Annotated in this window: 24 protein-coding genes; 16 read left to right on the top strand and 8 right to left on the bottom strand. The window is 72.1% G+C overall.

Annotated elements, in window-relative coordinates; all coding sequences use genetic code 11:
* Positions 1 to 14 precede the first annotated feature (14 nt).
* From argJ to ACWY4P_RS10650, 4 genes are read left to right on the top strand one after another with little or no spacing between them, the layout of a single operon-like run.
* Positions 15 to 1169 (top strand): bifunctional glutamate N-acetyltransferase/amino-acid acetyltransferase ArgJ, encoded by a 1155-nt coding sequence (gene argJ / locus ACWY4P_RS10665; RefSeq protein WP_456210102.1) that lies wholly within the window; start codon positions 15 to 17, stop codon positions 1167 to 1169.
* Entirely contained in the window at positions 1166 to 2110 is a 945-nt protein-coding gene (gene argB / locus ACWY4P_RS10660; protein WP_456210101.1) for an acetylglutamate kinase, read from the top strand. Before argJ ends, argB begins: the two co-directional genes overlap by 4 nt.
* Positions 2107 to 3294, top strand: a complete 1188-nt coding sequence (locus ACWY4P_RS10655) for an acetylornithine transaminase (RefSeq protein WP_456210100.1) — start codon at positions 2107 to 2109, stop codon at positions 3292 to 3294. Before argB ends, ACWY4P_RS10655 begins: the two co-directional genes overlap by 4 nt.
* A 23-nt stretch (positions 3295 to 3317) precedes the next feature.
* On the top strand, positions 3318 to 3878 hold the full coding sequence (locus tag ACWY4P_RS10650) for an arginine repressor (RefSeq protein WP_456210099.1): 561 nt from the start codon (positions 3318 to 3320) through the stop codon (positions 3876 to 3878).
* Here the strand turns inward: ACWY4P_RS10650 and ACWY4P_RS10645 are convergent.
* Positions 3875 to 4828: a LacI family DNA-binding transcriptional regulator gene (locus ACWY4P_RS10645; RefSeq protein WP_456210098.1), complete on the bottom strand. Its 954-nt coding sequence runs from the start codon at positions 4826 to 4828 to the stop codon at positions 3875 to 3877. The two genes, ACWY4P_RS10650 and ACWY4P_RS10645, sit on opposite strands and share 4 nt — an antisense overlap.
* A 266-nt stretch (positions 4829 to 5094) precedes the next feature.
* On the opposite strand from ACWY4P_RS10645, the gene ACWY4P_RS10640 reads away from it, so the two are divergent.
* The 6 genes from ACWY4P_RS10640 to ACWY4P_RS10615 are packed head-to-tail and all read left to right on the top strand — an operon-like array spanning position 5095 to position 11523.
* Positions 5095 to 5874 (top strand): ABC transporter permease, encoded by a 780-nt coding sequence (locus ACWY4P_RS10640; RefSeq protein WP_456210097.1) that lies wholly within the window; start codon positions 5095 to 5097, stop codon positions 5872 to 5874.
* Positions 5874 to 6659 (top strand): ABC transporter permease, encoded by a 786-nt coding sequence (locus tag ACWY4P_RS10635; protein WP_456210096.1) that lies wholly within the window; start codon positions 5874 to 5876, stop codon positions 6657 to 6659. The genes ACWY4P_RS10640 and ACWY4P_RS10635 overlap by 1 nt, the downstream gene beginning before the upstream one ends.
* A gap of 17 nt (positions 6660 to 6676) precedes the next feature.
* Positions 6677 to 7735 (top strand): ABC transporter ATP-binding protein, encoded by a 1059-nt coding sequence (locus ACWY4P_RS10630; protein WP_456212876.1) that lies wholly within the window; start codon positions 6677 to 6679, stop codon positions 7733 to 7735.
* Positions 7732 to 8784 (top strand): ABC transporter substrate-binding protein, encoded by a 1053-nt coding sequence (locus tag ACWY4P_RS10625; protein WP_456210095.1) that lies wholly within the window; start codon positions 7732 to 7734, stop codon positions 8782 to 8784. The genes ACWY4P_RS10630 and ACWY4P_RS10625 overlap by 4 nt, the downstream gene beginning before the upstream one ends.
* Positions 8781 to 9761 carry a nucleoside hydrolase gene (locus ACWY4P_RS10620; RefSeq protein WP_456210094.1) on the top strand — a complete coding sequence of 327 codons (981 nt, stop codon included), beginning with the start codon at positions 8781 to 8783 and terminating at the stop codon, positions 9759 to 9761. Before ACWY4P_RS10625 ends, ACWY4P_RS10620 begins: the two co-directional genes overlap by 4 nt.
* 55 nt (positions 9762 to 9816) lie before the next feature.
* Entirely contained in the window at positions 9817 to 11523 is a 1707-nt protein-coding gene (locus ACWY4P_RS10615) for an adenine deaminase (protein ID WP_456210093.1), read from the top strand.
* 9 nt (positions 11524 to 11532) lie between these two features.
* Here ACWY4P_RS10615 and ACWY4P_RS10610 read toward each other — a convergent pair whose 3' ends face one another.
* Together ACWY4P_RS10610 and ACWY4P_RS10605 are read right to left on the bottom strand one after the other, a co-directional pair.
* The gene (locus tag ACWY4P_RS10610) at positions 11533 to 12534 is read right to left on the bottom strand and encodes a bile acid:sodium symporter family protein (protein WP_456210092.1); all 1002 of its coding nucleotides are present in this window, start codon (positions 12532 to 12534) and stop codon (positions 11533 to 11535) included.
* Between the two features lie 75 nt (positions 12535 to 12609).
* The gene (locus ACWY4P_RS10605; protein ID WP_456210091.1) at positions 12610 to 13197 is read right to left on the bottom strand and encodes a pyridoxamine 5'-phosphate oxidase family protein; all 588 of its coding nucleotides are present in this window, start codon (positions 13195 to 13197) and stop codon (positions 12610 to 12612) included.
* A 52-nt stretch (positions 13198 to 13249) separates the two neighbouring features.
* Between ACWY4P_RS10605 and ACWY4P_RS10600 the strand changes: the two genes are divergently transcribed.
* Positions 13250 to 13639, top strand: a complete 390-nt coding sequence (locus tag ACWY4P_RS10600; protein WP_456210090.1) for a DUF488 domain-containing protein — start codon at positions 13250 to 13252, stop codon at positions 13637 to 13639.
* Between the two features lie 15 nt (positions 13640 to 13654).
* On the opposite strand, the gene ACWY4P_RS10595 is transcribed toward ACWY4P_RS10600, so the two are convergent.
* From ACWY4P_RS10595 to ACWY4P_RS10585, 3 genes are read right to left on the bottom strand one after another with little or no spacing between them, the layout of a single operon-like run.
* Positions 13655 to 14434 (bottom strand): FAD:protein FMN transferase, encoded by a 780-nt coding sequence (locus ACWY4P_RS10595; protein WP_456210089.1) that lies wholly within the window; start codon positions 14432 to 14434, stop codon positions 13655 to 13657.
* Complete coding sequence (locus ACWY4P_RS10590; RefSeq protein WP_456210088.1) at positions 14434 to 14928, bottom strand: FMN-binding protein; 495 nt, start codon at positions 14926 to 14928, stop codon at positions 14434 to 14436. The genes ACWY4P_RS10595 and ACWY4P_RS10590 overlap by 1 nt, the downstream gene beginning before the upstream one ends.
* Positions 14929 to 14955: 27 nt before the next feature.
* Positions 14956 to 16284 carry a ferredoxin reductase family protein gene (locus tag ACWY4P_RS10585; protein ID WP_456212875.1) on the bottom strand — a complete coding sequence of 443 codons (1329 nt, stop codon included), beginning with the start codon at positions 16282 to 16284 and terminating at the stop codon, positions 14956 to 14958.
* Between the two features lie 251 nt (positions 16285 to 16535).
* Between ACWY4P_RS10585 and ACWY4P_RS10580 the strand changes: the two genes are divergently transcribed.
* From ACWY4P_RS10580 to ACWY4P_RS10565, 4 genes are all read left to right on the top strand, one after another.
* On the top strand, positions 16536 to 17900 hold the full coding sequence (locus tag ACWY4P_RS10580; protein WP_456210087.1) for a hypothetical protein: 1365 nt from the start codon (positions 16536 to 16538) through the stop codon (positions 17898 to 17900).
* A 91-nt stretch (positions 17901 to 17991) separates the two neighbouring features.
* Positions 17992 to 19191 (top strand): argininosuccinate synthase, encoded by a 1200-nt coding sequence (locus ACWY4P_RS10575; RefSeq protein WP_456210086.1) that lies wholly within the window; start codon positions 17992 to 17994, stop codon positions 19189 to 19191.
* Positions 19192 to 19281: 90 nt separating this feature from the next.
* Complete coding sequence (gene argH / locus ACWY4P_RS10570) at positions 19282 to 20712, top strand: argininosuccinate lyase (protein WP_456210085.1); 1431 nt, start codon at positions 19282 to 19284, stop codon at positions 20710 to 20712.
* Between the two features lie 94 nt (positions 20713 to 20806).
* Positions 20807 to 21781 carry an aldo/keto reductase gene (locus ACWY4P_RS10565; RefSeq protein WP_456210084.1) on the top strand — a complete coding sequence of 325 codons (975 nt, stop codon included), beginning with the start codon at positions 20807 to 20809 and terminating at the stop codon, positions 21779 to 21781.
* 57 nt (positions 21782 to 21838) lie between these two features.
* Here the strand turns inward: ACWY4P_RS10565 and ACWY4P_RS10560 are convergent, their stop codons facing one another.
* Entirely contained in the window at positions 21839 to 22645 is an 807-nt protein-coding gene (locus ACWY4P_RS10560) for an alpha/beta fold hydrolase (RefSeq protein ID WP_456210083.1), read from the bottom strand.
* Positions 22646 to 22792: 147 nt separating this feature from the next.
* On the opposite strand from ACWY4P_RS10560, the gene ACWY4P_RS10555 reads away from it, so the two are divergent.
* Entirely contained in the window at positions 22793 to 23602 is an 810-nt protein-coding gene (locus ACWY4P_RS10555) for a class I SAM-dependent DNA methyltransferase (protein ID WP_456210082.1), read from the top strand.
* A gap of 63 nt (positions 23603 to 23665) precedes the next feature.
* On the opposite strand, the gene ACWY4P_RS10550 is transcribed toward ACWY4P_RS10555, so the two are convergent.
* Entirely contained in the window at positions 23666 to 24337 is a 672-nt protein-coding gene (locus tag ACWY4P_RS10550) for a lysophospholipid acyltransferase family protein (protein WP_456210081.1), read from the bottom strand.
* Positions 24338 to 24606 lie beyond the last annotated feature (269 nt).

Here is a 24606-nt window from a genome sequence, read left to right as displayed (position 1 = left end):
AACAAGGAGTCACAGTGAGCGTTACGGCAGCCAAGGGCTTCACCGCCTCCGGCGTCGCCGCGGGCATCAAGGAAAACGGCAACCCCGACCTGGCCCTCGTCGTCAACAACGGGCCGCGGTCGGCCGCCGCCGGTGTCTTCACCTCCAACCGCGTCAAGGCCGCCCCCGTCCTGTGGTCCGAGCAGGTGCTGAAGGGCGGCACGGTCAGCGCGGTCGTCCTCAACTCCGGTGGCGCCAACGCCTGCACCGGCCCGCTCGGCTTCCAGGACACCCACGCCACCGCCGAGAAGGTCGCGGAGGTCCTCGGGCACAGCGCCGGCGAGGTCGCCGTCGCCTCCACCGGGCTCATCGGCCTCCGACTGCCCATGGACAAGCTGCTCCCCGGCGTGGAGAAGGCGGCGGCCGAGCTGACCGCCCACGGCGGCGACAAGGCCGCCATCGCCATCAAGACCACCGACACTGTGCACAAGACCGCCGTGGCCCAGGGCGCGGACGGCTGGGTCGTCGGCGGCATGGCCAAGGGCGCGGGCATGCTGGCCCCCGGCCTCGCCACCATGCTCGTCGTGCTCACCACCGACGCCGATGTCGAGGCCCAGGACCTCGACACGGCGCTGCGCGCCGCCACCCGCACCACCTTCGACCGGGTCGACTCCGACGGCTGCATGTCGACCAACGACACCGTGCTGCTGCTCGCCTCCGGGGCGTCCGGTGTCACGCCCGCCGCCGAGGAGTTCGCCGAGGCGGTCCGCAAGGTCTGCGCCGACCTGGCACGGCAGCTGATCGGCGACGCCGAGGGCGCCTCCAAGGACATCCGCATCGAGGTGGTGGGCGCGGCCACCGAGGACGACGCCGTCGAGGTGGGCCGCTCGATCGCCCGTAACAACCTCCTCAAGTGCGCCATCCACGGCGAGGACCCCAACTGGGGCCGGGTGCTCTCCGCGATCGGCACCACCTCCGCCACCTTCGAGCCGGACCAGCTCAACGTCGCCATCAACGGCGTCTGGGTGTGCAGATACGGCTCCGTCGGCGAGGACCGGGAGCTGGTCGACATGCGCTACCGCGAGGTGCGCATCACCGCCGACCTGGCCGCGGGCGGCGAGTCCGCCGTCATCTGGGCCAACGACCTGACCGCCGACTACGTCCACGAGAACAGCGCTTATTCCTCATGAGCCAGCCGACCGCCCGTAAACACACCGCCCTGCCCAAGGCGCGCATCCTCATCGAGGCGCTGCCCTGGCTGACCCGCCACCACGGCAAGACCGTCGTGATCAAGTTCGGCGGCAACGCCATGGTGGACGAGGAGCTGAAGGCCGCCTTCGCCCAGGACGTCGTCTTCCTGCGCCACGCGGGGCTGCGCCCCGTCGTGGTGCACGGTGGCGGCCCGCAGATCAGCGCGCAGCTCGACCGGCACGGCCTCGTCAGCGAGTTCAAGGCGGGGCTCCGGGTCACCACCGACGAGGCCATGGACGTCGTACGGATGGTGCTGGCCGGACAGGTCCAGCGCGAGCTGGTCGGGCTGCTCAACCGCCACGGACCGCTCGCCGTCGGCATGACCGGCGAGGACGCGCATCTGATGTCCGCCACCAAGCACTTCGCCGAGATCGACGGCGAGCGGGTGGACATCGGCCGGGTCGGCCAGATCACCGAGATCGACACCGGCGCGGTCCATGCCCTGCTGGACGACGGCCGGATCCCGGTCGTCTCCTCCATCGCCCGCAGCGCCGATGACGGCCACGTCTACAACGTCAACGCCGACACCGCGGCCGCCGCACTCGCCGCCGCGCTGGGCGCCGAGACGCTGATGGTGCTCACCGATGTGGAGGGCCTGTACGCGGACTGGCCGAACAGCGACGAGGTGATCAGCAAGCTCACCGCGAGCCGGCTGGAGAAGCTGCTGCCCGAGCTGGCCAGTGGCATGGTCCCGAAGATGGAGGGCTGTCTGCACGCCGTGCGCAACGGCGTCAACACCGCGCGCGTCATCGACGGGCGGGTGCAGCACTCCATCCTGCTGGAGATCTTCACCGACGAGGGCATCGGCACGATGGTCCTGCCGGACCCGGTCAACGGGAACACCGGCGAAACCGACAACGACGAGGGGGCGGACCGGTGAGCAACGAGGAGCTGACGCAGCGCTGGCAAGGCGCGCTGATGGACAATTACGGCACCCCGCGGGTCCCGCTCACGCACGGCGAGGGCGCCAAGGTCTGGGACGCGGACGGCAAGGAGTATCTGGACTTCGTCGGCGGCATCGCCGTCAACGCCCTCGGCCACGCCCACCCCGCCGTCGTACGGGCCGTGTCCGACCAGGTCGCCACCCTCGGCCATGTCTCGAACCTGTTCATCGCCGAGCCCCCGGTGGCCCTGGCCGAGCGGCTGCTTCAGCTCTCGGGCCGGCCCGGGCGGGTCTACTTCTCCAACTCCGGCGCGGAGGCCGTCGAGGCCGCCTTCAAGATCGGGCGGCGCACCGGCCGTACACACATGGTGGCCACCGCCGGCGGCTTCCACGGCCGCACCATGGGCGCCCTCGCGCTGACCGGCCAGCCCGCCAAGCAGGAGCCGTTCCTGCCGCTGCCCGGCGATGCCACCCACGTTCCGTACGGGGACGTGGACGCGCTGCGCGCGGCCGTCACCACCGACACCGCGCTGTTCATCGTGGAGCCGATCCAGGGCGAGAACGGCGTCATCGTCCCCCCGGCGGGATATCTCGCGGCGGCTCGCGAGATCACCCGGGCCACCGGCACCCTGCTGGTCATCGACGAGATCCAGACGGGAATCGGCCGCACCGGCCACTGGCTCGAATGCCAGGCACAGGGCGTCGAGCCCGATGTGGTGACCCTCGCCAAGGGGCTGGGCGGCGGCCTGCCCATCGGCGCGACCGTGGCCTTCGGGCCCGCCGCCGAGCTGCTGACGCCAGGTCAGCACGGCTCGACCTTCGGCGGCAACCCGGTGGCGTGCGCCGCCGCGCTGGCCGTGCTCGACACCCTCGCGGCCGATGACATCCTCGACCGGGTCAAGCGGACCGGGGAGCTGCTGCGTGACGGGATCGAGTCTCTCGGCCACGCGCTGATCAGCCATGTCCGCGGCTCCGGCCTGCTGCTGGGTATCGTGCTGACAGAGTCCCTCGCGCCACAGGTGCAGCAGGCGGCTCAGGACGCGGGACTCCTGGTCAACGCGGTCGCGCCGGACGTGGTCCGGCTCGCCCCGCCGCTCGTCGTCGGTGACGAGGAGGCGGATGCGTTCCTCCGGGCCTTCCCCGGAGCCCTGGACGCCGCCCAGGGGAGACACGGACACTGACGGATCCGGAGACTGACGAGACGATGACCGAGGCGCAGCACACCGAGGCGCGGGGCAACGGCACTTCCCACAATGGTGGTCCGGCCGTGCCGCAGACCCGCACCGCCCGGCACCGCCGGATCGTGGACATCCTGAACCGGCAGCCGGTCCGCTCCCAGAGCCAGCTCGCGAAGCTCCTCGCCGACGACGGGCTGTCCGTCACCCAGGCGACGCTCTCCCGCGACCTGGACGAGCTGGGCGCGGTGAAGATCCGTAACACCGGGGGCGAGCTGATCTACGCGGTGCCGGCCGAGGGCGGCGACCGCACGCCCCGGGCCCCGCTCGGCGAGTCGGCGAGCGAGGCCCGGATGGCGCGGCTGGCGGGTGAGCTGCTGATCTCGGCGGAGGCGTCCGCCAACCTCGTGGTGCTGCGCACCCCGCCCGGCGCCGCCCAGTTCCTGGCCTCGGCCATCGACTCGGCGGAGCTCCACGCGATCCTGGGCTCGATCGCGGGCGACGACACGGTGCTGCTGATCAGCCGCGAGTCGACCGGCGGCCAGGCACTCGCCGACCACCTGCTCCGCCTGGCCCAGAAGGAACGCTAGCTCCTGCCCGGCGGCGCGGCGGTGGAGCCGCGGACGACCAGGCGGGTGGGGATGCGCACGCGCGGCGGCCGCTCGCCGGTGTGCGGGGCCTCCCGTACCAGTCGGCAGGCCGCGGCGCCCGCCTCCTGGAGGGGGACGTGCAGCGCGGTGCTGCCGGGCTGGGTCATCCCGATGACGGTCAGGTCGTCGGACGCCGCGAGGCTGATGTCCTCGGGCACCCGCAGCCCCGCGCCGCGCAACCCCATGAGCAGGCCGAGCAGCACATAGCTGCTGTACGCCATGACCGCGGTGACCCGCTCCGCACCCCGTACCAGGTGCTCGGCCGCGGCCAGGCCGGCGTCGACCTGGGGTGGCACGGGGTCCAGTACGGTCAGCTCGCCGCCACTGTCCTCGACCGCCTTGCGGGCGGCCTTGGTGCGCTGCCGGTCCATCCACGAGCCGGGCGGGCCGCCGAGGTAGGCGATGTGCCGGTGGCCGAGGCCGAGCAGATGCGCCATCAGCTCCCGCACCCCGCCGGGGGTGTCCACCACCACTCCGGGCAGGCCCGGGGTGGTGCGGTCGACCGTCGCCACCGGCAGCCGCTCGGCGAGTTCGCGCAGTGTCGCGTCGCCGCTGACCGGGGCGACGAGCACGAGCCCGTCGACCCGCGAGCCCAGCTGCGCCGCCAGTTCCCGCTCGCGCTCCTCGGACCGGTCGGAGACCCCGAGCAGGACGTTGCCGCCCGCCTCGGCCAGTGACTCCTGGACGCCGGTGACGATGGGCGGGAAGAACGGGTTGGCGAGGGTGGGGACGATGACGCCGACCAGCCCGGTGTGGCCGGTGGTCAGGGCCCGCGCGGTGGCGTTGAGGGTGAAACCCATCTCGGCGGCCGCCTTGGCGACCCGCTCGCGGGTCTCCGCCGCCACCATGTCGGGCCTGCTGAGGGCGCGCGACGCGGTGGACGTGGACACGCCCGCGGCGCGTGCGACATCTGCCAGTCGAACCATCCGCCCCTGCCTCTGTCGAATTCTGTCGAATCTTGTCGAGCCGTTGCCGGTTTCCGGCCCGTTGTTGGTTACACGTTCTTTACCGGCAGCCGTTGACGGGCTCGCCGGGTCCAGCGTAGCTTGCCTGCAACCGGTTGCCGCAACCGGTTGCAGATGACGTATCAGTAACATCAAGGAGGGTCCGGCTCGTGTCACGCAGAGCGGCTTCTGGCCTCTTGCTCCTGCCGGGCGTGGCACTTCTCGCCTTCGGCTTTCTCTATCCCTTCGGCGTCACGCTGTTCGCGCCGCCCGCCGCCGAGGACCCCGACGTCCTCGGCAAGCTCGGCGGCATGCTCGGCGACCCGTACGTCCTCGAGGTCGCGGCCCGCACCATCCGGGTCGCCGCCCTCACCACGGCCATCTGTCTGCTGCTCGGCTTCCCGGTGGCGTATCTGATCGCCCGCGCGCCCCGCCGCCGCCAGGGGCTGCTGCTCGCCCTCGCCGTCTTCCCGCTGCTGCTCAGCACCGTCGTACGGACCTTCTCCTGGCTGGTCATCCTGGGCCGCAACGGGCTGATCAGCGACCTGCTGACCGCCCTCGGCCTCGCCGACGGCGGCACCCAGCTGCTGTACACCGAGTTCGCCCTGATCGCCGGGCTCACCCAGCTCTTCACTCCGATCATGATCCTGACCTCGTACAGCTCGCTCTCGCACATCGACGTCAAGCTGGAGGAGGCCGCCCGCGGCCTCGGGGCGAGCCCGGGCCGGGCCTTCCGCCGCGTGGTGCTGCCGATCGCGCTGCCCGGTGTGCTGGTCGGCGCGATGCTGGTGTTCGCCGGCGCGGTCACCGCGTTCACCACCCCGCTGCTGCTGGGCGGCACCCGCAACCGCACGCTGGCCACCCTCCTGTACGACTACGCCAATGTGAAGCTCGACTGGGGCGCGGCCAGCGCGGTGGCCCTGATCATGACCGCGCTGGTGCTCGTCGCGGGCTGGATCTCCGGCCGGCTGTCGAAGGTGGGTGCCGTCTGATGCGCGGGCGTCCCTTCCTGACCGCCGTGGCCGCGCTGGCCCTGGTCTTCCTCCTCGGGCCCATCCTGCTGGTCGTGGCCATCGCGTTCTCCTCCGGCGACACGGTGGAGTTCCCCCCGCCCGGCCTGTCGGGCAAGTGGTTCAGCAAGGCGCTGGCGTACCAGCCCTTCCACGAGGCGCTGGCCACCAGCGCGCTGGTGGCCGCCGGGGCGACCCTCCTCGCGCTGCTCGTCGGCATCCCCGCCGCGCTGGCGATCCAGCGGCGGCGGTTCCGCGGCCGCAAGGCGGCCGAGGCGCTGTTCCTGTCCCCGGCGATCGTCCCCGAACTGGTCCTGGGTTTCGCGCTGTTCCAGCAGCTGATGGTCACGCTGCGGATCACCGCCCTCGGGGCGCTGCTGATCGGCCACACCGTGCTGCTGCTGCCCTACGCGGTGCGGGTGACCGGGGCCTCGCTCGCCATGGCCGACCCCGCGCTGGAGGAGGCGGGGCGGGGCCTCGGCGCGGGCCCGCTGCGGACCTTCTTCCACATCACCCTGCCGGTGATGACGCCCGGGATCGTCTCCGCGGCCGTGCTGTCCTTCCTCACCTCCTTCAACAACGTGCCGCTGTCGCTGCTGCTCAACGGCCCCGGCGTGACCACCCTCCCGGTTCAGATGCTCAATTACGTCGAGTTCTCCTTCGACCCGGTCGTCGCGGCGGTGTCCACCCTGCTGCTGGCGGCCACGGTGGCCGTCGCCCTGGTGACCGAGCGGCTCGTCGGCTTCAACAAGGTCTTCGGTAAGTAGGGATTCCCGTGACGACGATGACAACGACGGCGGCGACGACAACGACGACGCCCGTGGTCCAACTCCAGTCCATCACCCGGGAGTTCTCGGGCTCGGTGGCGGTCGACTCCATCGATCTGACGGTGCGCCGCGGGGAGTTCACCGCGCTGCTCGGCCCCAGCGGCTGCGGCAAGACCACCACCCTGCGGATGATCGCCGGTTTTCTGCCGCCCAGCAGCGGCACGATCCTCCTCGACGGCAAGGACGCCACCACCCTGCCGCCCGAGCGCCGCAACATCGGCATGGTGTTCCAGTCGTACGCGCTCTTCCCGCATCTGACCGTCGAGAAGAACGTCGCCTTCGGGCTGCGGATGCGGGGCGTGCCCAGCGCCGAGATCCGCACCCGCGTGGCCGAGGTCCTCGACCTGGTCGGCCTGGCCCATCTGGCCGGGCGCAAGCCCAAGGAGCTGTCCGGCGGCCAGCAGCAGCGGGTCGCGCTGGCCCGCGCGGTGGCCATCCGCCCCTCGGTGCTGCTGCTCGACGAGCCGCTGTCCAACCTGGACGCGCGGCTGCGGGTGCAGATGCGCCAGGAGCTGCTGCGGGTCCAGCGCGAGACCGGGCTGACGGCCATCCTGGTGACCCACGACCAGGAAGAGGCGCTGGAACTGGCCGACAACATGGTGATCCTCGACCGGGGGCGGATCGTGCAGCAGGGCCCGCCGCGCGAGGTGTTCCGGGCGCCCGCGACCCGCTTCGTCGCCGAGTTCCTCGGCTACGAGAACTTCCTCGACCTCCCCGGGCGCGGCCCGGTCACCATCCGTCCCGAGCACATCGGCGTCCTCGGCCCGGGCGCCGAGCCGCCCGCGGACGGCGAGGTGGTCGAGGCGACCGTCACGGCGGTCCGCTTCCGCGGCACGGACTTCGCGGTCACCGCCACCGTCGGCGACCGCACCCTGCACGCCATCACCACCGACGAGAGCCTGCGCGCGGGTGCGTCCGTACGGCTCCACCTGCCCCTGGGGCAGGCCATCCCCCTGCCCGGCGACGACGGCGCCGCTCGGCTCGGCAAAACCCCTCATCAGGAGTGTCCCGCATGACCCGCATCGCCAGACTCACGACCGGCGCCCTGGCCGCGTCCCTGATCGCCTTCGCCCTCTCCGGCTGCGCCGAGAGCGCCAAGGCCGACCCGAAGAAGCTGACCGTGAGCACCTTCGGCTTCGGCGCGGACCGCTTCGAGGAGACGGTGATCAAGCCGTTCGAGAAGAAGACCGGGATCGACGTCACCCTGGAGACGGGCGCCAACGCCGACCGGCTGACCAAGCTGCGGGTCAACAAGAACGACCCCACCGTCGACGTCGTGATGATCTCCGACCTGTTCGCCGCCATGGGCCAGAAGCAGGGCCTCTTCGACAAGGTCGACGCCAAGAAGGTCCCCAACATGGCGAAGATCTACGACTTCGCCAAGAGCGCGGACGGCTACGGCCCGGCCTACACCTACCAGCTGCTCGGGATGCTCTACCGCACCGACAAGGTCAAGCAGCCGCCCACGCTGGAGACCCTGTGGGACGCCAAGTACAAGGGCAAGGTCGCCGTCCCCGACATGTCCACCAGCGCCGGCGCCCCGTTCCTCCAGGCCGTCTCCGCCACGTACGGCTCCGGCCCCAAGGACACCGACACCGGCTTCAAGAAGCTCTCCGAGCTCAAGCCCAACGTGCTGAAGTTCTTCAACCGCTCCACCGAACTGGTCAGCCTCCTCGACCGCGGTGAGGTCGAGATGGCCCCCGGCCTCGACCTGTTCGCCGTGGACCCGGCCAAGGCCGGCAAGCCCATCGGCTGGGTGCCGTTCGACAAGGGCCGCTACGTCGCCGCCAACACGGCCCAGATCGTCAAGGGCGCCAAGAACAAGGCGGGCGCCGAGAAGTTCCTCGACTACCTGCTGTCCGCCGACGTCCAGGAGAAGGCGGCCGCCTCCTTCAGCGACAAGCCGGTCAACAAGGACGCCCAGGTCCCCGCCACCATCACCAAGGTGTCCGGCAAGGCCGCGAGCGACCCGGCCGCCGCCGGGTTCACCTCGCCCGACCTGGGGTACTCCGTCGAACACAACGACGCGTGGGTGGACCGCTTCCAGCGCGAGGTCTCCGGATGAGCCAGGCCCCCAGACGGGTCGTGATCGACTGCGACCCGGGCATCGACGACGCCATCGCCCTCTTCCTGGCGTACGCGTCGCCGGAGCTCGAGGTCGCGGGCGTGACCACCGTCGCGGGCAACGTCGGCCTCGACCAGGTCGTCGACAACGCCCTGCGGCTGTGCGACCTGATCGGCGGGCCCGCCGCCGCCACCCCGGTGCTCCGCGGCCACGCCGGGCCGCTGGCCCGGGTGCCGCGCCACCCCGACGAGCCGGTGCACGGCGCGTACGGCCTCGGCGGCGTCGAACTCCCCGCGGCCGCCCGCGCCGCCCACCCCGGCCACGCCGTGGACTGGATGGCCGACCAGGTGCGCGGCGCCGGCCCCGGGGAGATCACCCTCATCGCCACCGCGCCGCTCACCAACGTGGCCGCGCTGCTGCACACCCATCCCGACACCCGCGGGTTGCTCAAGGAGATCGTGGTCATGGGCGGCGCGGCGTTCGCGCCGGGCAACACCACCCCCGCCGCCGAGTTCAACTTCCACGCCGACCCGGAGGCCGCCCGCTACGTCACCGAGTCCGGCGTCCCGCTGCACATCGTCGGCCTCGACGTCACCCGCAAGGCGCTCACCCCGCTCGCCGACGCCGACGCCCTCGTCGCCGACGGCGCGCCCGTCACCACGGCGGCCGGGCAGATGCTGCGCCACCTCATCGACCGCTACGCCCGCCGCCACCAGGTGCGCGCCTGCGCCGTGCACGACGCGCTCGCCGTGGCCGCCGCCGTCCGCCCGGAGCTGCTGGAGTGGACGGACGCGTGGGTGACCGTCGAGTGCGCGGGCGAGTTCACCCGCGGCGCCCTCGTGGCCGATGTGCACGGGCGCACCGGCCTGCCGCCCAACGCCCGCGTGGCGACCGGCGTGGACGCGGAGGCGTTCCGCGCCTTCCTGATGTCCCGGCTGCGCGGCCGTTACGGCGCCGCTACCGCCCCCGCGCCGTAACGGCCACACCCCCTCATCCAACCCCCCCCAGAGCAGGAAGCGAGCAGGGAGACCCATGCCGATGCCAAGCCGCTGCGACCTCCTCATCCGTGGCGCCGGCGTCTTCTCGGTGCACACCGGAGAGATCCGGCCGGCCGACGTGGTGGTGACCGGCGACCTCATCCGCGCCGTCGCCGCCCCAGGTGTGCGGATCGAGGCCGAGCGCGTGCTGGACGCCGACGGGCTGATCGTCGCGCCCGGCTACATCGACGCCCATATGCACATCGAGAGCTCGCTGCTCACCCCCGCCGAGTTCGCCCGGATCACCTTGCCCCGGGGCACCACCACGGTCCTCGCCGACCCGCACGAGATCGTCAACGTCGCGGGGCGCGAGGCCATGGCGTGGATGATCGAGCAGGGCCGCGGGGCCGCCCAGACCATGCTGTGGGCCGTGCCCTCGTGCGTGCCCGCGCTGGAGGGCTTCGAGACCGCGGGCAGCCGGCTGACCGTCGAGGACATCGCCGAGATGCTGGACTGGGACGGGGTGACCACCCTCGGCGAGGTGATGGACTACCGCGCCGTGGTCGCGGGCTCGCCGCGGATGCGCTCGATCGTCGACGCGGCCCGGCGCAAGGGCGTCCGCCTGGACGGCCACTGCCCCAACCTGACCGGCGACGACCTCGGCGAGTACCTGTGGGCCGGGATCGACTCCGACCACACCAAGAACACCCCCGAGGTCGCGATCGAGAAGGCGCGGCTCGGCATGCTCCTGATGCTCCAGGAGAAGTGCCTGAGCCCCGAACTGGTGCGCCGCCTCCACGAGCTCCCCGTGCTGCCCGACTTCTGCCTGGTCACCGACGACCTGGCGGCCGACGCCATCCTCGCCCGCGGCCACCTGGACCACATCGCCCGCGTCGCGCTCGACGCCGGGATGAGCCCGGCCACCGTACTGCGCGCCCTGACCCTGCACCCGGCCCGCCGCCTGGGCCTGGACGACCGGGGCGTGGTGGCCCCCGGCAAGCGGGCGGACCTCGTCCTGCTGCGCGCCCTCGACGACCCGACGCCGGCGACGGTGGTCTGCGGGGGCCGGGTCGTGGCCGAGGACGACACCGCCGGGGCGGTGCCTGCCAGGGCGGTGCCGGACAACCCCTTCGCCGACTCCGTACGCCTCGCCCCGCTGGAGGAGGCCGACTGCGTGTGGCGCGCCGACCTCCCCGACGGGGACCACACCTTCCGGGCCCTGCGGGTCAACCCCGTCGACACCTTCACCGAGCCGGCCGAGGTCGTGCTGCCCGTCCGGGGCGGCGTCGTGCACTGGGAGGGCAGGACGGCCGTGCTCGCGGTGCACGAGCGCCACCACGGCACCGGCCGCCGGACGATGGCGCCCGTGGTGGGCTTCGACCTCGCCGAGGGCGCCACCGCCACCACCTACGCGCACGACAGCCACAACCTCACCGTGGTGGCCACCGACGCGGGGGCGCTACGCCGGGCGGCGAACCGCGTCATCGGCTCGGGCGGCGGGATCTGCGTGACGGTGAACGGGCGGCCGGACGTCCATCTGCCGCTGCCCGTGGGCGGGGTGATGTCCACCGCGCCCGCGCCCGAGGTCGCGGCCGGCGCGGGCGCCGTACGGGAGGCGCTGCACGGTTGGGGCTGGCTCCACCGCAACGCCTTCATGAGCGTGTCCACCATGACCCTGCCGGTGTCGCCCCAGATCAAGCTGACGGACCTGGGGCTGGTGCGGGTGGTCGACCGGGCCTGGGAGGACCCGGTCGTCCTGTGACACCCGCAGTCAGCTCTCCGCCACCCGGCGCGAGCGGTGGGACATCCAGGCGGCGACCAGCGCGCCCGAGATGTTGTGCCAGACGGAGAAGATGGCGGCCGGGAGCGCGGCCAACGGGCTGAAGTGCGCGGACGCCAGCGACGCCGCGAGGCCCGAGTTCTGCATGCCGACCTCGAAGGCCATCGCCCGCCCGGCGGGCTCGCCGAGCCGGGCGGCCCGGCCCGCCGCGTAACCGAGCGCGAGCCCGAGGCCGTTGTGCAGCACGACGGCCAGCAGCACCAGCCCGGCCGCCGACTTGATGGCGTCCGCGCTGGCCGCCACCACGACCGCCACGATCACGGCGATGGTGGCGGCCGACAGCCAGGGGAGCAGGCCCAGCACCCGGGCGAGGTAACGCCCCGCCAGCAGCCGTACGACCAGGCCGCCGATGACCGGCAGCAGCACCGTCTTGAGGATGTCGGTGACCATCGACCCGGCGTCCACCGGCAGGTACTCCCCGGCCAGCAGCAGCGTCAGCGGCGGGGTGACCAGCGGGGCGAGCACCGTGGAGACGGTCGCCACCGAGACGGACAGCGCCACGTCGCCGCGCGCCAGGTATGTCACCACGTTCGAGGCCGTACCGCTCGGGGCGCAGCCGACGAGGATCACACCGGCCGCCAACTGCGGTGACAGGCCGAGGGCGTGGGCGATGAGCCACCCCAGGCCCGGCATGATCACATAGTGCGCCACCAGGCCGAGCGCCACCGCCCAGGGACGCTTGACGACGCCGGTGAAGTCATGCGTGGTCATGGTCAAGCCCATGCAGAACATGATTGTTCCCAGCAGGTAGGGCACGTTCGGCGCCCACCCGCTGAAGGTGCCGGGCGTGGCCAGGCCCGCCGCGCCCGCGGCGAGGACAAGGACGGGGAAGACGGTGACGGCCCGTCTGGCCGCCCGGTCGGCGGTGGCGGACTGCGGCGGTGTCGGCGGCGCTGTGGCGTCCGCCCTGCGGCTCGTATCTTCGGATCGCACCGCGTGATCGAACGCCCTCGGCGGGGCGCCGCGCAACACCGTCTCGTTATGTGGTCGCTACATGTAGCCGGTCCCTCAGGCCGTACGGGGCGGCAGCGGGAGTGGCAGGCCGGGCAGCCCGTCGAGGCTCGAGGCCACGTGCTCCTTCTTCTCGAAGTACGTGCTGAGCGTGTCGTCGGTCTCACGCTGGAAGCGGTCGCCGTGCAGCGTGCGGTCCTCCTGGTAGTCCATGAAGGGGACCGCGAACCCACAGGTGTCCCGGATCAGCTCCGCCGTCACGACGATGATCGCCCGCAGCCCGTGCGCGGCCACGTCGATGTCCGGGAAGTGCTCCAGCAGGCCCGGGAAGCGCGGGTCGTCACGGAAGACGGGCTCGCCGTGGCCATGCACCCGCACGATGTTCGGCGGGCCGGTGAAGGCGCACCACATCAAGGTGATGCGGCCGTTCTCCCGCAGATGGGCGATGGTCTCCGCGTTGCTCCCGGCGAAGTCCAGATAGGCCACTGTCAGCTCGTCGAGGACGGCGAAGGAGCCGGTCAGCCCCTTCGGGGAGAGATTCACCGTGCCGTCCCCGGCGAGCGGGGCGGTGGCGGTGAAGAAGATCTTCTGCTCGTCGATGAAGGCGCGCAGCCTGCCGTCAATGCGTTCGTGGACCTTTCCCATGAGGCGCATTATCCGGGCGGCGGGACGCCGCGGCCGATGTTTTCATGGGGACATGCGGGACACACGGGACACGCGGGACGACATCGGGAACGGGATCCGGATCCGGCGGGTCTACGAGGCCCCGGACCCGGACGACGGCACGCGCGTCCTGGTCGACCGGATCTGGCCGCGCGGCCTCGCCAAGGACGAGGCGCGGCTGGACGAGTGGCTCAAGGCCGCCGCCCCCTCCACCGAACTGCGCCGCTGGTACGGGCACGCCCCGGAGCGGTCCGCGGAGTTCGGCCGGCGCTACCGCGCCGAGCTGGCCGACCCGGAGCGCCGGGCGGCCGTGGACCATCTGCGCGAGCTGGCGGCCACCGGGCCGCTGACCCTGCTCACGGCGACCAAGGACCCGTCCCAGAGCCACCTGCCCCTGCTGGCCGAGGCGGTAAACGACGGCTGAGCCCGGCCGCCGCTGCTAAACACACATCGCCGCGTCATACCGTGCGAAGCCGCTCGTCTGCCAGGTCGTGCCGTCGGCCGTGACGGCGAACGCCGCCGCGCCCGGCAGCCGCTGTAGCCAGGGCCGGGCCCGCTCGGCGCCCATCGCGCACGCCGCGGTGGCCCAGGCGTCCGCGTCCGTCAGGCTCCGGCACACCACGGTGACCGAGGCGAGCGGATCCGCGGGGGGCGCGCCGGTGGTCGGGTCCAGGATGTGGCAGCCGCGCTCGGCCGGGCCCGAGGTCGCCACGGCCAGTTCGTCGCAGGTCTCCACCACGGCGGCCAGCTCCCCGGGGCGCAGCGGATCGGCGATCCCCACGCGCCACGGCCCGCCGTGCGTCTGGATGTCCCCGCCGCCGTTGACACACACCGACCCGGCCCCCGCCGAGGCCAGCATCTGGGCGGCGCGCTCCACCGCCCAGCCCTTGACCAGGCCGGTCGGATCCAGCCAACCGGCGTAGCGGGTGCTGAACCAGCCGTCGCTGAGCCGCTCGGCCTCCTCGCACAGCCGCAGCACGTCCCGTACGTCCGCTTCGCACCGCGACAGGTCCAGCTCGCCGCGGTGCAACCGGCTGATCTGGCTGTCCGCCCGCCAGGTGGAGAAGAGCTCGTCGACCCGGTGCAGCCAGGCCGCCGCCCCGTCCAGCGCGGCCCGCACCCGGGGCCCGTCGGCGTCGGGCACCTCACGGACGTCGAGGGAGAAGACCGTGCCCATGGCCTCCTCGACATGCAGCATCCGCCGCGGCTCGCCGTCCATCACAGACCGGCCTTGTCCAGCGCGCTCTGCAGGGACTTGCGGTAGCCCTCGCTGGTGTACGTGGCGCCGGAGACGGTGTCGATCTTCGCGCTCTGGGCGGTCAGCGCGGCCTGGTTCAGCTTGGGCACCGAATCGGCGGCGATCTGGTCGCTCTGCGGGCCGGAGTCGGGGGTCTTGACGGCCGTGGCGCCGGTGATCTTGCCGCCGTTGACGGTGACGCTCACCTGGACCGGGCCGTACTGGGTCTTGGCCACGTCGCCGGTGACCGTACGCCCGCCGCCGCCACCACCACCACCACCGCCACCACCGCCGCCGCCCCCGCCGGGTGCGGCCGGTGCGGTTGCGGGCGCCTGTGGCGCCTGTGCGGGGTTTTGCGGACCGGCCGCGGCGACCGGCTCCGACCCGGGCTGCTTCAGGGCGAGCAGCAGCACGACCCCGGAGACGGTGGCCGCGGTGCCCAGCATGATCCGGCGCAGCGGATGTTTCCTCTTCATGATTCCGCCTCCCTACATGTCGAAGGACTACATTTCGAAGGACTCGTGATGGATACGGCGGTCGGGCACCCCGGCCTCGCGCAGCGCCGCGTAGGCGTGCTCGGCCAGGCCCGGGGGCCCGCATACAAAGACGTCGTGCCGGTCGATGTCGGGCAGCACCGAGCGCAGCCGCTCGGAGGTGATCTCGGGGCGCGCCCCGTCCGGCCCGTTCACGGCGTACAGCAGCCGGGCCCCGCGCGCCTCGGCGATCCGCTGGAGCTCGTCCCACAGCGCCAGGTCCTCCATGCTGCGGGCCCGGTAGAGAAGCGTGATGTCACTGCCGCGGCCGGGCAGCGTCTCGAACAGCGCCCGCAACGGGGTGATCCCCGCCCCGCCCGCGATCATCAGCACCTTGCTGCGGCTGCGCCGCCCGGTGGTCATCGACCCGTACGGCCCCTCGGCCCACACCCGCGTCCCCGGCTCCAGCGTGGCGAGCGCCGTGCTGTGCCCGCCCACCGCCTTCACCGTGATCCGCAGGCGCTCCGGCTGCGGGGGCGCGGACAGCGAGTAGGGGTGCGATCCCCACCGCAGCCCCGGCGCCAGGAACCGCCAGCGGAAGAACTGTCCCGGCTCCGCGCCCAGGCGGTCGAGATTCCGCCCGCCGATCACCACCGACACCATGCCGGGTGCCTCGGGGACCACGGCCAGCACCCGCATCCGGTGGCGCAGGTTCAGCCCCACCGGGACCAGCACCCGGTAGCACACCACGGCGGCGCCGACGGTGCCGTACAGCGCGTACCAGGCGGTGCGCGCCATCTCGTCGGCGACGAACTCGGCGCCGGCGGCCAGCTGGTGCCAGAAGGTCAGAAACACGCCCGCGTACGTCATCAGGTGCAGGTAGTACCAGGCCTCGTACGGCATTCGGCGGCGCACCATGCCCGCCGAGATCAGCCCGATCAGCAGCAGCAGCCCGGTGCCGACCACCGCCTTGATCATGTCCGGGTACTCGGTCACCACCGTCACGGTCTGGTCGACGACGCTCGTCTGCGCCTGGGCCGCGTACCCCCAGATGATCAGCACGATATGGGCGATGATCAGGCACAGCGTGTACCGGCCGGCCATGGCGTGCCACCGCGCGACCCGGTCCGACCCCACGCGCCGCTCCAGCGCCGGAACCCGCGCCATCAGCAGCACGACCAGCGCGATGGAGTACCCGCTGAGCAGCCCGGTCAGCCGCCCCCCGCCGACCAGCCACGCGGCGTTGCCGACCACATTGGGGGTGTTCTGCCACCACAGCGTGACCACCGCCGCGGCCCCCGCCCAGCTCAGCAGGATCAGCGGCACCGCGGGAGAGCGGCGGGGACGGATGCGCCGCATCACCTCCCGCCGGTCGGTCGGTCTGTTCGTCACCGTCGTCAACGGCCTGTCCCCTTTCCGCACGCGTCCGCGCGTCACCGGACGGCTCCGGTGACCAGGAGTACGGCTCGGGGGCGCGGGTGTCTCAACGTCGGCCAGGATTCGCGGATTTTCAGGGGGAGATGCCACTCTCCGCAGGCGAACAGCGCGGTGCCCGGGTGTAGGGGAACGCAACGGAAGGCCGGCGCGCAGGGGCCGACTAAGTTGGGCGCATGACGAGCCTCGATCATCCGCAATTGTCCGGGCTGGGGCGAAACCCGGCAGCCCCTCAGGACATCCTGGTGCGCCTGGCCGCACACGCGGCCGGCCGGCACGGGATATCGCTGCGTCGTCGCGGGCGGCTGGCGGACGCCGTTGTCGAGGCTCTGTTGACACACGGCGACGACAACACCGCGGTGAGCCTTCACGGGGACCGGCTCTCCCCGGCGATGCGCCGCAGGATCGCCGAGCATCCCGATCCGGCGATCCGTGACGCGCACGCGGACTTCGTCCGCGACATGGTGGACCGCGGGGTGACGATCGGCATCAAGGACCTGGAGGAAGCCTACGGTCGGCCTCGGACGGCACTCGTCGGCGCGCCGGGTCCGAGGCTGCGCGCCGCGGTCGCGCGAGCCTGGTACGACCGGCCTCTCGCCGTGCAAGTGGGGCTACTGGCCGACCCGGATCCACAGGTCCGTGCGGCCGCCACCGAGCACCGGCAGCCGGGTGTCCCGCCGGAATGGAGGGCCCGTTGTCTTGCCGACCCTGCCGTGCGCGTCAACGTCGCATGCTACGCCCCGCTCACGTGGGGCCAGTTCACACAGCTCATGCGGAGCGAGGACGAGGAGGTCAATCAGGCTGTCGCCGGAAACCCGCATCTGTCGGCCGAGATGGTTGTCCGGCTACTGGACATCGACGACCCGCTCGTGCGCGTCGCGGTGGCGCAGAGTCGCCACGTCGACGCCGAAACCCGGGACCGGCTGTATGCGCTCGTGGAAGCCGAAGCCGCGGACGGAAGCATCGCGGCTGAGGTCGCTCTGAACTGGAACTTCGCCGAACCCGACTGGCTGCGCGAAGCGCCCCTGGACGAGCGGATGACCTACCTCGACTGCCGGCACACGACATTCCGGCGCGTACTGGCCTCCTGCCACGACCTGCCTGACGAGGCATGGCATCGGCTGGACAACGACCCGGAACTCACGGTCCGCCGTGCCGCCGCCCGCCGGCCGGACGCACCACCGGAAGTCCTGGAACGGCTGGTCCGCGCCCACGGCGACGTATTCCACCTCCGGCCGCTACTCGTCGACCACCCCAACTTCCCCCGTCACACGCTGCGCACGTTCGTCGACGAACCGAGCCCGAACGCGCGCTACGTCGCCCTGCAAGACCCAGAACTACCCATAACGGCCCTTCGGCAACTCGCCGCCGCTGCCGAGCCCTTCCTGCGCTGCGGGGTCGCCCGTCACTCCAACGTCACGGACGCGCTGCTGGAGCGGCTGCTGTCGGACCCGGACCCCGAGGTCGCCGACGAGGCCGCTGCCAGCTCCGCGCTGCGACCCACCCGGATGTATCGAATCCTCGCCACTGCCGACCTGTGACTCCAGGTGAGGGGGGCCGGGTCGCGTTGACGAAACATACGGAGGAGTGCATACTTATGCCAGCTAGTGCATGAATCCGAAGGAGAGCCCCGTGACCGAGCGCGTCGTACTCGCCTACTCAGGCGGCCTTGACACCTCCGTCGCCATCGGCTGGATCGCCGAGGAGACGGGTGCCGAGGTCATCGCCGTCGCCGTGGACGTCGGCCAGGGCGGCGAGGACCTGGACGTCATCCGCAAGCGGGCGCTCGCCTGCGGGGCGGTCGAGGCGGAGGTCGCGGACGCCAGGGACGAGTTCGCCGAGGAGTACTGCCTCCCGGCGATCAAGGCAAACGCGCTGTACATGGACCGCTACCCGCTGGTCTCGGCGCTCTCCCGGCCCACGATCGTGAAGCACCTGGTCGCCGCCGCGAAGAAGCACGGCGCGACGACGGTCGCCCACGGCTGCACCGGCAAGGGCAACGACCAGGTCCGCTTCGAGGCCGGAATCTCCTCGCTCGCCCCCGGCCTGACGTGCATCGCCCCGGTCCGGGACTACGCGATGACGCGGGACAAGGCCATCGCCTTCTGTGAGGCGAAGAAGCTTCCGATCGCGACCACCAAGAAGTCCCCGTACTCCATCGACCAGAACGTCTTCGGGCGGGCCGTGGAGACCGGCTTCCTGGAGGACATCTGGAACGCGCCGATCGAGGACGTGTACGAGTACACCTCGAACCCGGCCACCCCGCGCGAGGCCGACGAGGTGATCATCACCTTCGAGAAGGGCGTCCCGGTCGCCCTCGACGGGAAGCCGGTCACCGTCCTCCAGGCCATCCAGCAGCTCAACGAGCGGGCCGGGGCCCAGGGCGTCGGGCGGATCGACATGGTCGAGGACCGGCTCGTCGGGATCAAGTCCCGGGAGGTCTACGAGGCCCCCGGCGCCATCGCGCTGATCACCGCCCACCAGGAGCTGGAGAACGTCACCGTCGAGCGCGAGCTGGCCCGCTACAAGCGCCAGGTCGAGCAGCGGTGGAGCGAGCTCGTCTACGACGGGCTGTGGTTCTCCCCGCTCAAGCGGGCCCTGGACGGCTTCATCGCCGAGGCCAACGAGCATGTCTCCGGCGACATCCGGATGACCCTGCACGGCGGCCGCGCGGTGGTCACCGGCCGCAGGTCCGACCAGTCGCTGTACGACTTCAACCTGGCGACCTACGACACCGGCGACACCTTCGACCAGTCGCTGTCGAAGGGCTTCATCGAGATCTTCGGCCTGTCCAGCAAGATCGCGGCCGGGCGGGATCTCGAGCAGAGCTGACCGCGGCAGCCAGTAGCCTGCATGTCATGGCCGCCTCCCCGCCGCGGCGGGGAGGCGCTCGCACACCCACACCCTTCAAGGAGCAACAGCGTGAGCAACGGCAACAACGGTGACGTACGCCTGTGGGGCGGGCGCTTCGCCGACGGGCCGTCCGAGGCACTGGAGAAGCTCAGCGCCTCCGTGCACTTCGACTGGCGTCTGGCGCCGTACGACATCGCCGGCTCCCGCGCCCACGCCCGCGTCCTGCACGGGGCCGGGCTGCTCACCGCGGACGAGCTGGAGCGGATGCTGGCGGGGCTCGACCGGCTGGAGGCCGACGTCGCCTCCGGCGAGTTCACCGGCACCATCGCCGACGAGGACGTGCACTCCGCGCTCGAGCGCGGCCTCCTGGAGCGGCTCGGCCCCGACCTCGGCGGCAAGCTGCGGGCCGGGCGCTCCCGCAACGACCAGGTCGCCACGCTCTTCCGGATGTATCTGCGCGACCACGCCCGGACCATCGGCGGCCTGATCGCCGACCTCCAGGGCGCGCTGGTCGGGCTGGCCGAGGCCCACCCGGATGTCGCCATGCCCGGCCGCACCCACCTCCAGCACGCCCAGCCGGTCCTCTTCGCCCACCACGTCCTGGCCCATGTCCAGGCGCTGTCCCGGGACGCGGAGCGGCTGCGGCAGTGGGACGTGCGCACGGCCGTCTCGCCGTACGGATCGGGTGCGCTGGCCGGGTCCTCGCTGGGCCTGGACCCGCAGGCGGTCGCCGCCGACCTGGGCTTCGAGGGCGGCTCCTCGGCCAACTCCATCGACGGCACGGCCTCCCGCGACTTCGTCGCCGAGTTCGCCTTCATCACCGCGATGATCGGTATCGACCTCTCGCGGATCGCGGAGGAGGTCATCATCTGGAACACGAAGGAGTTCTCCTTCGTCACCCTTCACGACGCCTTCTCCACTGGCTCGTCGATCATGCCGCAGAAGAAGAACCCGGACATCGCCGAGCTCGCCCGCGGCAAGTCCGGCCGGCTGATCGGCAACCTCACCGGCCTGCTCGCCACCCTCAAGGCCCTGCCCCTCGCGTACAACCGCGACCTACAGGAGGACAAGGAGCCGGTCTTCGACTCCTGCGACCAGCTGGAGGTCCTGCTCCCCGCCTTCACCGGCATGATGGCCACGCTCACCGTCAACCGCGAGCGCATGGAGGAGCTGGCCCCGGCCGGGTTCTCGCTGGCCACCGACATCGCCGAATGGCTGGTCAAGCAGGGCGTGCCGTTCCGTGTGGCGCATGAGACGGCGGGGGAGTGCGTCAAGGAGTGCGAGCTGACCGGCATCGAGCTGGACCAGCTCACCGACGAGCAGTTCGCGAAGATCTCGCCGCACCTGACGCCCGAGGTCCGCACCGTCCTCAACGTGCCGGGCGCGCTCGCCTCCCGCAGCGGCCGCGGCGGCACGGCCCCGTCCGCGGTGGCCGCGCAGCTCGCCGAGGTGAAGGCGGACCTGGCGGCGCAGCGGGAGTGGGCGGACGCCCAGCGCTGACGGGCCACTCGGCACAGGCTCGGCGCTGACCGCCGAGCGCTGACACACGGCACACTGGCCGGGACGGCCACCGACACAAGGAGGCAGACAGACCATGGCGTTCGCGCGCCTCGCGGAAGTCACCACCCCCACGGCCCGGATCGGCCTCGGCCTGGCCGCCGTGGGCCGTCCCGGCTACATCAACCTCGGCCGGCGTCGGGATCTGCCGGCCGAGCGCAGCGTCGAGGCGATGCGCGACCGCACGTACGAGGTGCTGGACGCGGCGTACGCGCGGGGCGTGCGCTATCTGGACGCCGCGCGCTCGTACGGGCGGGCCGAGGAGTTCCTCGTCGGCTGGCTGGACCGCCGTCCCGAGGTGCGGGACGTGGTGGTCGGCAGCAAGTGGGGCTACACCTACGTCGCCGACTGGCGCACGGACGCCGAGACGCACGAGGTCAAGGACCACGGCGTCGCGACGTACGAGCGCCAGAGCGCGGAGAGCCGCGCCCTGCTCGGCGACCGGCTCGACCTCTACCAGGTGCACTCCGTCACCCCCGGCAGCCCCGCCCTCACCGACCCCGAGCTGCACGGCCGGCTGGCCCGGCTCGCGGCCGAGGGCGTCACGGTCGGGCTGTCGACCAGCGGGCCCGCCCAGGCGGCGGCGATCCGCGCCGCGCTCGAGGTCACCGTGGACGGGGAGCCGCTGTTCCGTACGGTCCAGTCCACGTACAACCTGCTCGAGCCCTCGGCGGGGGCGGCCCTGGCCGAGGCGCACGAGGCGGGGCGGGCGGTGATCGTCAAGGAGGCCGTCGCCAACGGCCGCCTCGCGGCGCCGGACCGGCTCCCGGAGGCGCTGCGCCGCGTCGCGGAGGAGACGGGCGCGGGCCCCGACGCGGTCGCCCTCGCGGCGGTGCTGCGCCAGCCGTGGGTGAGCGTCGTCCTGTCGGGCGCGGCGACCACCGCCCAGCTGGACTCCAACCTGGCGGCGGCGACCCTGCGGCTGGACGAGGGACAGCGGGAGGCCCTGGGGGCCCTGGCCGAGTCCCCGGAGGAGTACTGGCGCCACCGCGCGCAGCTGCCCTGGGCCTGAGAGCCCCCTCGGTCCCCGGCCGACGCCGAGCCCAGGCCCCGCCCCCCTACCGCCCCCCTACCGCCCCGCCAGAAACTCCCGCACCGCCCCCGCGTACGCCTCCGGAGCGTCGTCGTGGATCCAGTGCCCGCACCCGGCAAACTCCCGCAGCACCGTCCCCGCCCGGCGGGCCGTCATCTCGCGCGCGTGGGCGGCCGGGAGCATGGTGCTGTGTTCGCCGCGCAGCAGCAGCGCGGGGCAGTCGGAGCCCAGCCATTGAGCCCAGAAGTCGCCGCACATGGCCCGCTGCGACTCCATCAGCTCGCGCGGCGAGAACAGCAGCCGCCAGCCGTCGCCCTCGGGATCCGGCTCCGCGCTGTCCAGGAAGTACGTGGCGTCGGGGATCCCGCGCGACTCGATCTCCTGGCGCAGCGTCTCCCGGTCCGCGGCGCGCGAGGGCCAGTCGGAGACGTCGAGGACGGGGTGGTCGACCACCGGTCGGTCGGTCACGGCCCCGATGTCCTCGATGACGAGCGCGCTCACCAGCTCCGGGTGGCGGGCGGCCAGGGTGTAGGCGATCACCCCGCCGGTGGAGTGGGCGACGACCGGGACCGGGCCCAGCCGCAGAGCGCGCAGCAGGGCGGCGGCGTCGGCCACGTACGCGTCCAGGGAGAACGGCCCGCCGCCCCCGGTCAGCCCATGCCCTCGCAGATCGGGGGCGATCACCCGATGGCCCGGGGCGAGGGCCGCGGCCAGCGGCGCGTACAGCCGGCCGCGGCCGAAGTGGCCGTGCAGGGCGAGCACCGGGGCGCCCGGCCCGCCGAAGTCCAGACAGGCGACGCGGCGCCCGTGTAACGGGAGGAGGCCGGGAACGGGAGTGGTCATCCGCCGAACGCTAGTGCCGCGCCGACCGGGGCGACCACCGGATTTCGCGGGCGGAGCCCGGACGCCACACGCGGCTGGCGAGGGCGCGCAGGGGCGGCGAGGATGGGGCCGACCATGACGTAACCCCTGCCGTCAGGCGAGGTCCGCATGCCCATACGCACCACCACGGCCGTGAGCACCACGGAGCCCGGCACCAAGAACCGCGCGAGCGCCCTGCACAAGGTCCGGTACGCCGTACGCCATCCCGAACGGGTGCCACGCTATGTGCGGCGGCTGGCCCGGGATCTGCGGCTGCGCGTCTCCACCCGCGATCATGTCGCCTACTACCGGGCGGTGATGCGGGACGACACCGCCAGGAATCCCGAGGCGGCCGTCGGCAGCGCCTCCCACGAGCGTTGGCTCGCCCTGGGGAAGATGCAGCACGACTACCTCCTGCGGCACGGTCTGCGGCGCGACGACCGGCTGCTGGACATCGGGTGCGGCAATCTGCGCGCCGGGTGGCGCTTTATCGACTATCTCGACGCGGGCCACTACCACGGCATCGACATATCGCCCGACATCCTCCTCGCGGCCCAGGAGGTCGTGGCGGGCCGTGGCCTCCAGGCCAAGCTGCCCTTTCTGAGTCTGGTGCGCGATCTGCGCCTGGCGGCCCTGCCCGAGGCGCACTTCACCGTGGTGCACGCGCACAGCGTCTTCTCCCACTCGCCCCGGGACGTCATCGACGAGTGCCTGGCCCATGTCGGGCGCGTGCTCGCCCCGGGCGGATACTTCGACTTCACCTTCAACCGCACCGAGGGGCCCGAGCACCACGTGCTGCGCGAGGACTTCTACTACCGCACGGCCACCCTGGTGCGGCTCGCGGCGGACCACGGGCTCGCCGCGCGGTTCATGGACGACTGGGAGGAACTGCCCCACCGGCAGTCGAAGATCCGCGTCACACACCGCGTTACCGCGTAACACACCGCGAAGAGGCCGCCTGAGCAATCGTCAGGCGGCCTTCGCTCACGAAGAACCGAGGCTTCAGGCGGCCTTCGCCTTGGTGGCGTACATGTCCACGTACTCCTGGCCGGACAGCCGCATGACCTCGCTCATGACCTCATCCGTCACCGCCCGCAGCACAAAGCGGTCCCGGTCCATGCCCTCGTAGCGGGTGAACTCCAGCGGCTCGCCGAAGCGGACCGTCACCCGGCCCGGCCGCGGCAGACCCTTGCCGCCCGGCTGGAGCCGGTCCGTGCCGATCACCGCGAACGGCACCACGGGGGCGCCCGTCATCAGGGTGAGCCGGGCGATGCCGGTGCGGCCGCGGTAGAGGCGGCCGTCGGGGGAGCGGGTGCCCTCGGGGTAGATGCCGAACATCCTGCCCTCCTCCAGCACCCGGCGGCCGGTCATCAGCGCGGCCACGCCGCCGTGCCCGCCGTCCCGGTCCACCGGGACCATGCCGACACCGGTGAAGAACCAGGCCATCAGCCGGCCCTTGAGCCCCTTGCCCGTGACGTACTCGTCCTTGCCGATGAAGACGACCTGACGGTCGCAGACCAGTGGCAGGATCATCGAGTCGATGAAGGTGAGATGGTTCCCGGCCAAAATGACCGGGCCGGAGCCCGGGATCCGCTCCGCCCCCTCGACCTGCGGGTGGAACATCAGGCGCATCAGCGGACCGAGCACTGCCTTCAGGAACACGAATCGGGACAACGGGCCCTCCGGGCGGGGTCATGGTCTGAAGCGCTCGGGTACGGGAGGTCGACCTAGGGTGAGTCAACCCGATACCGCACACTTGCGCCGGTGAGACGATACTCGCCGGTCACGCCCCCGCGCACACCGGGTTCACCCACCTGATACGCACTGTTGACCCACGTTTCCCACGCGTTCCGTCCAACGTCTCCCGTACGAAAGCCGCTCCACCCTACGATCGGGCCGTCATTTGATCAGGTTTTGGCGGGTACCGGACGCCACAGCGAGGA

Source organism: Streptomyces sp. LZ34, assembly GCF_053890475.1.
Note: the sequence above shows the minus strand (reverse complement) of the source record. Positions and strands in the feature narration are given on the sequence as shown.

Excerpts from the sequence above, each read along its gene's own strand:
- ACWY4P_RS10615 (WP_456210093.1), top strand. The coding sequence starts at position 9,817 with ATGCCGATGCCAAGCCGCTGCGACCTCCTCATCCGTGGCGCCGGCGTC.
- ACWY4P_RS10605 (WP_456210091.1), bottom strand. The coding sequence starts at position 13,197 with ATGGGAAAGGTCCACGAACGCATTGACGGCAGGCTGCGCGCCTTCATC.
- ACWY4P_RS10560 (WP_456210083.1), bottom strand. The coding sequence starts at position 22,645 with ATGACCACTCCCGTTCCCGGCCTCCTCCCGTTACACGGGCGCCGCGTC.
- ACWY4P_RS10565 (WP_456210084.1), top strand. The coding sequence starts at position 20,807 with ATGGCGTTCGCGCGCCTCGCGGAAGTCACCACCCCCACGGCCCGGATC.
- ACWY4P_RS10555 (WP_456210082.1), top strand. The coding sequence starts at position 22,793 with ATGCCCATACGCACCACCACGGCCGTGAGCACCACGGAGCCCGGCACC.
- ACWY4P_RS10625 (WP_456210095.1), top strand. The coding sequence starts at position 7,732 with ATGACCCGCATCGCCAGACTCACGACCGGCGCCCTGGCCGCGTCCCTG.
- ACWY4P_RS10635 (WP_456210096.1), top strand. The coding sequence starts at position 5,874 with ATGCGCGGGCGTCCCTTCCTGACCGCCGTGGCCGCGCTGGCCCTGGTC.
- ACWY4P_RS10595 (WP_456210089.1), bottom strand. The coding sequence starts at position 14,434 with ATGGACGGCGAGCCGCGGCGGATGCTGCATGTCGAGGAGGCCATGGGC.
- ACWY4P_RS10620 (WP_456210094.1), top strand. The coding sequence starts at position 8,781 with ATGAGCCAGGCCCCCAGACGGGTCGTGATCGACTGCGACCCGGGCATC.
- ACWY4P_RS10600 (WP_456210090.1), top strand. The coding sequence starts at position 13,250 with ATGCGGGACACACGGGACACGCGGGACGACATCGGGAACGGGATCCGG.
- argB (WP_456210101.1), top strand. The coding sequence starts at position 1,166 with ATGAGCCAGCCGACCGCCCGTAAACACACCGCCCTGCCCAAGGCGCGC.
- ACWY4P_RS10590 (WP_456210088.1), bottom strand. The coding sequence starts at position 14,928 with ATGAAGAGGAAACATCCGCTGCGCCGGATCATGCTGGGCACCGCGGCC.
- ACWY4P_RS10585 (WP_456212875.1), bottom strand. The coding sequence starts at position 16,284 with ATGCGGCGCATCCGTCCCCGCCGCTCTCCCGCGGTGCCGCTGATCCTG.
- ACWY4P_RS10580 (WP_456210087.1), top strand. The coding sequence starts at position 16,536 with ATGACGAGCCTCGATCATCCGCAATTGTCCGGGCTGGGGCGAAACCCG.
- ACWY4P_RS10650 (WP_456210099.1), top strand. The coding sequence starts at position 3,318 with ATGACCGAGGCGCAGCACACCGAGGCGCGGGGCAACGGCACTTCCCAC.
- ACWY4P_RS10630 (WP_456212876.1), top strand. The coding sequence starts at position 6,677 with ATGACAACGACGGCGGCGACGACAACGACGACGCCCGTGGTCCAACTC.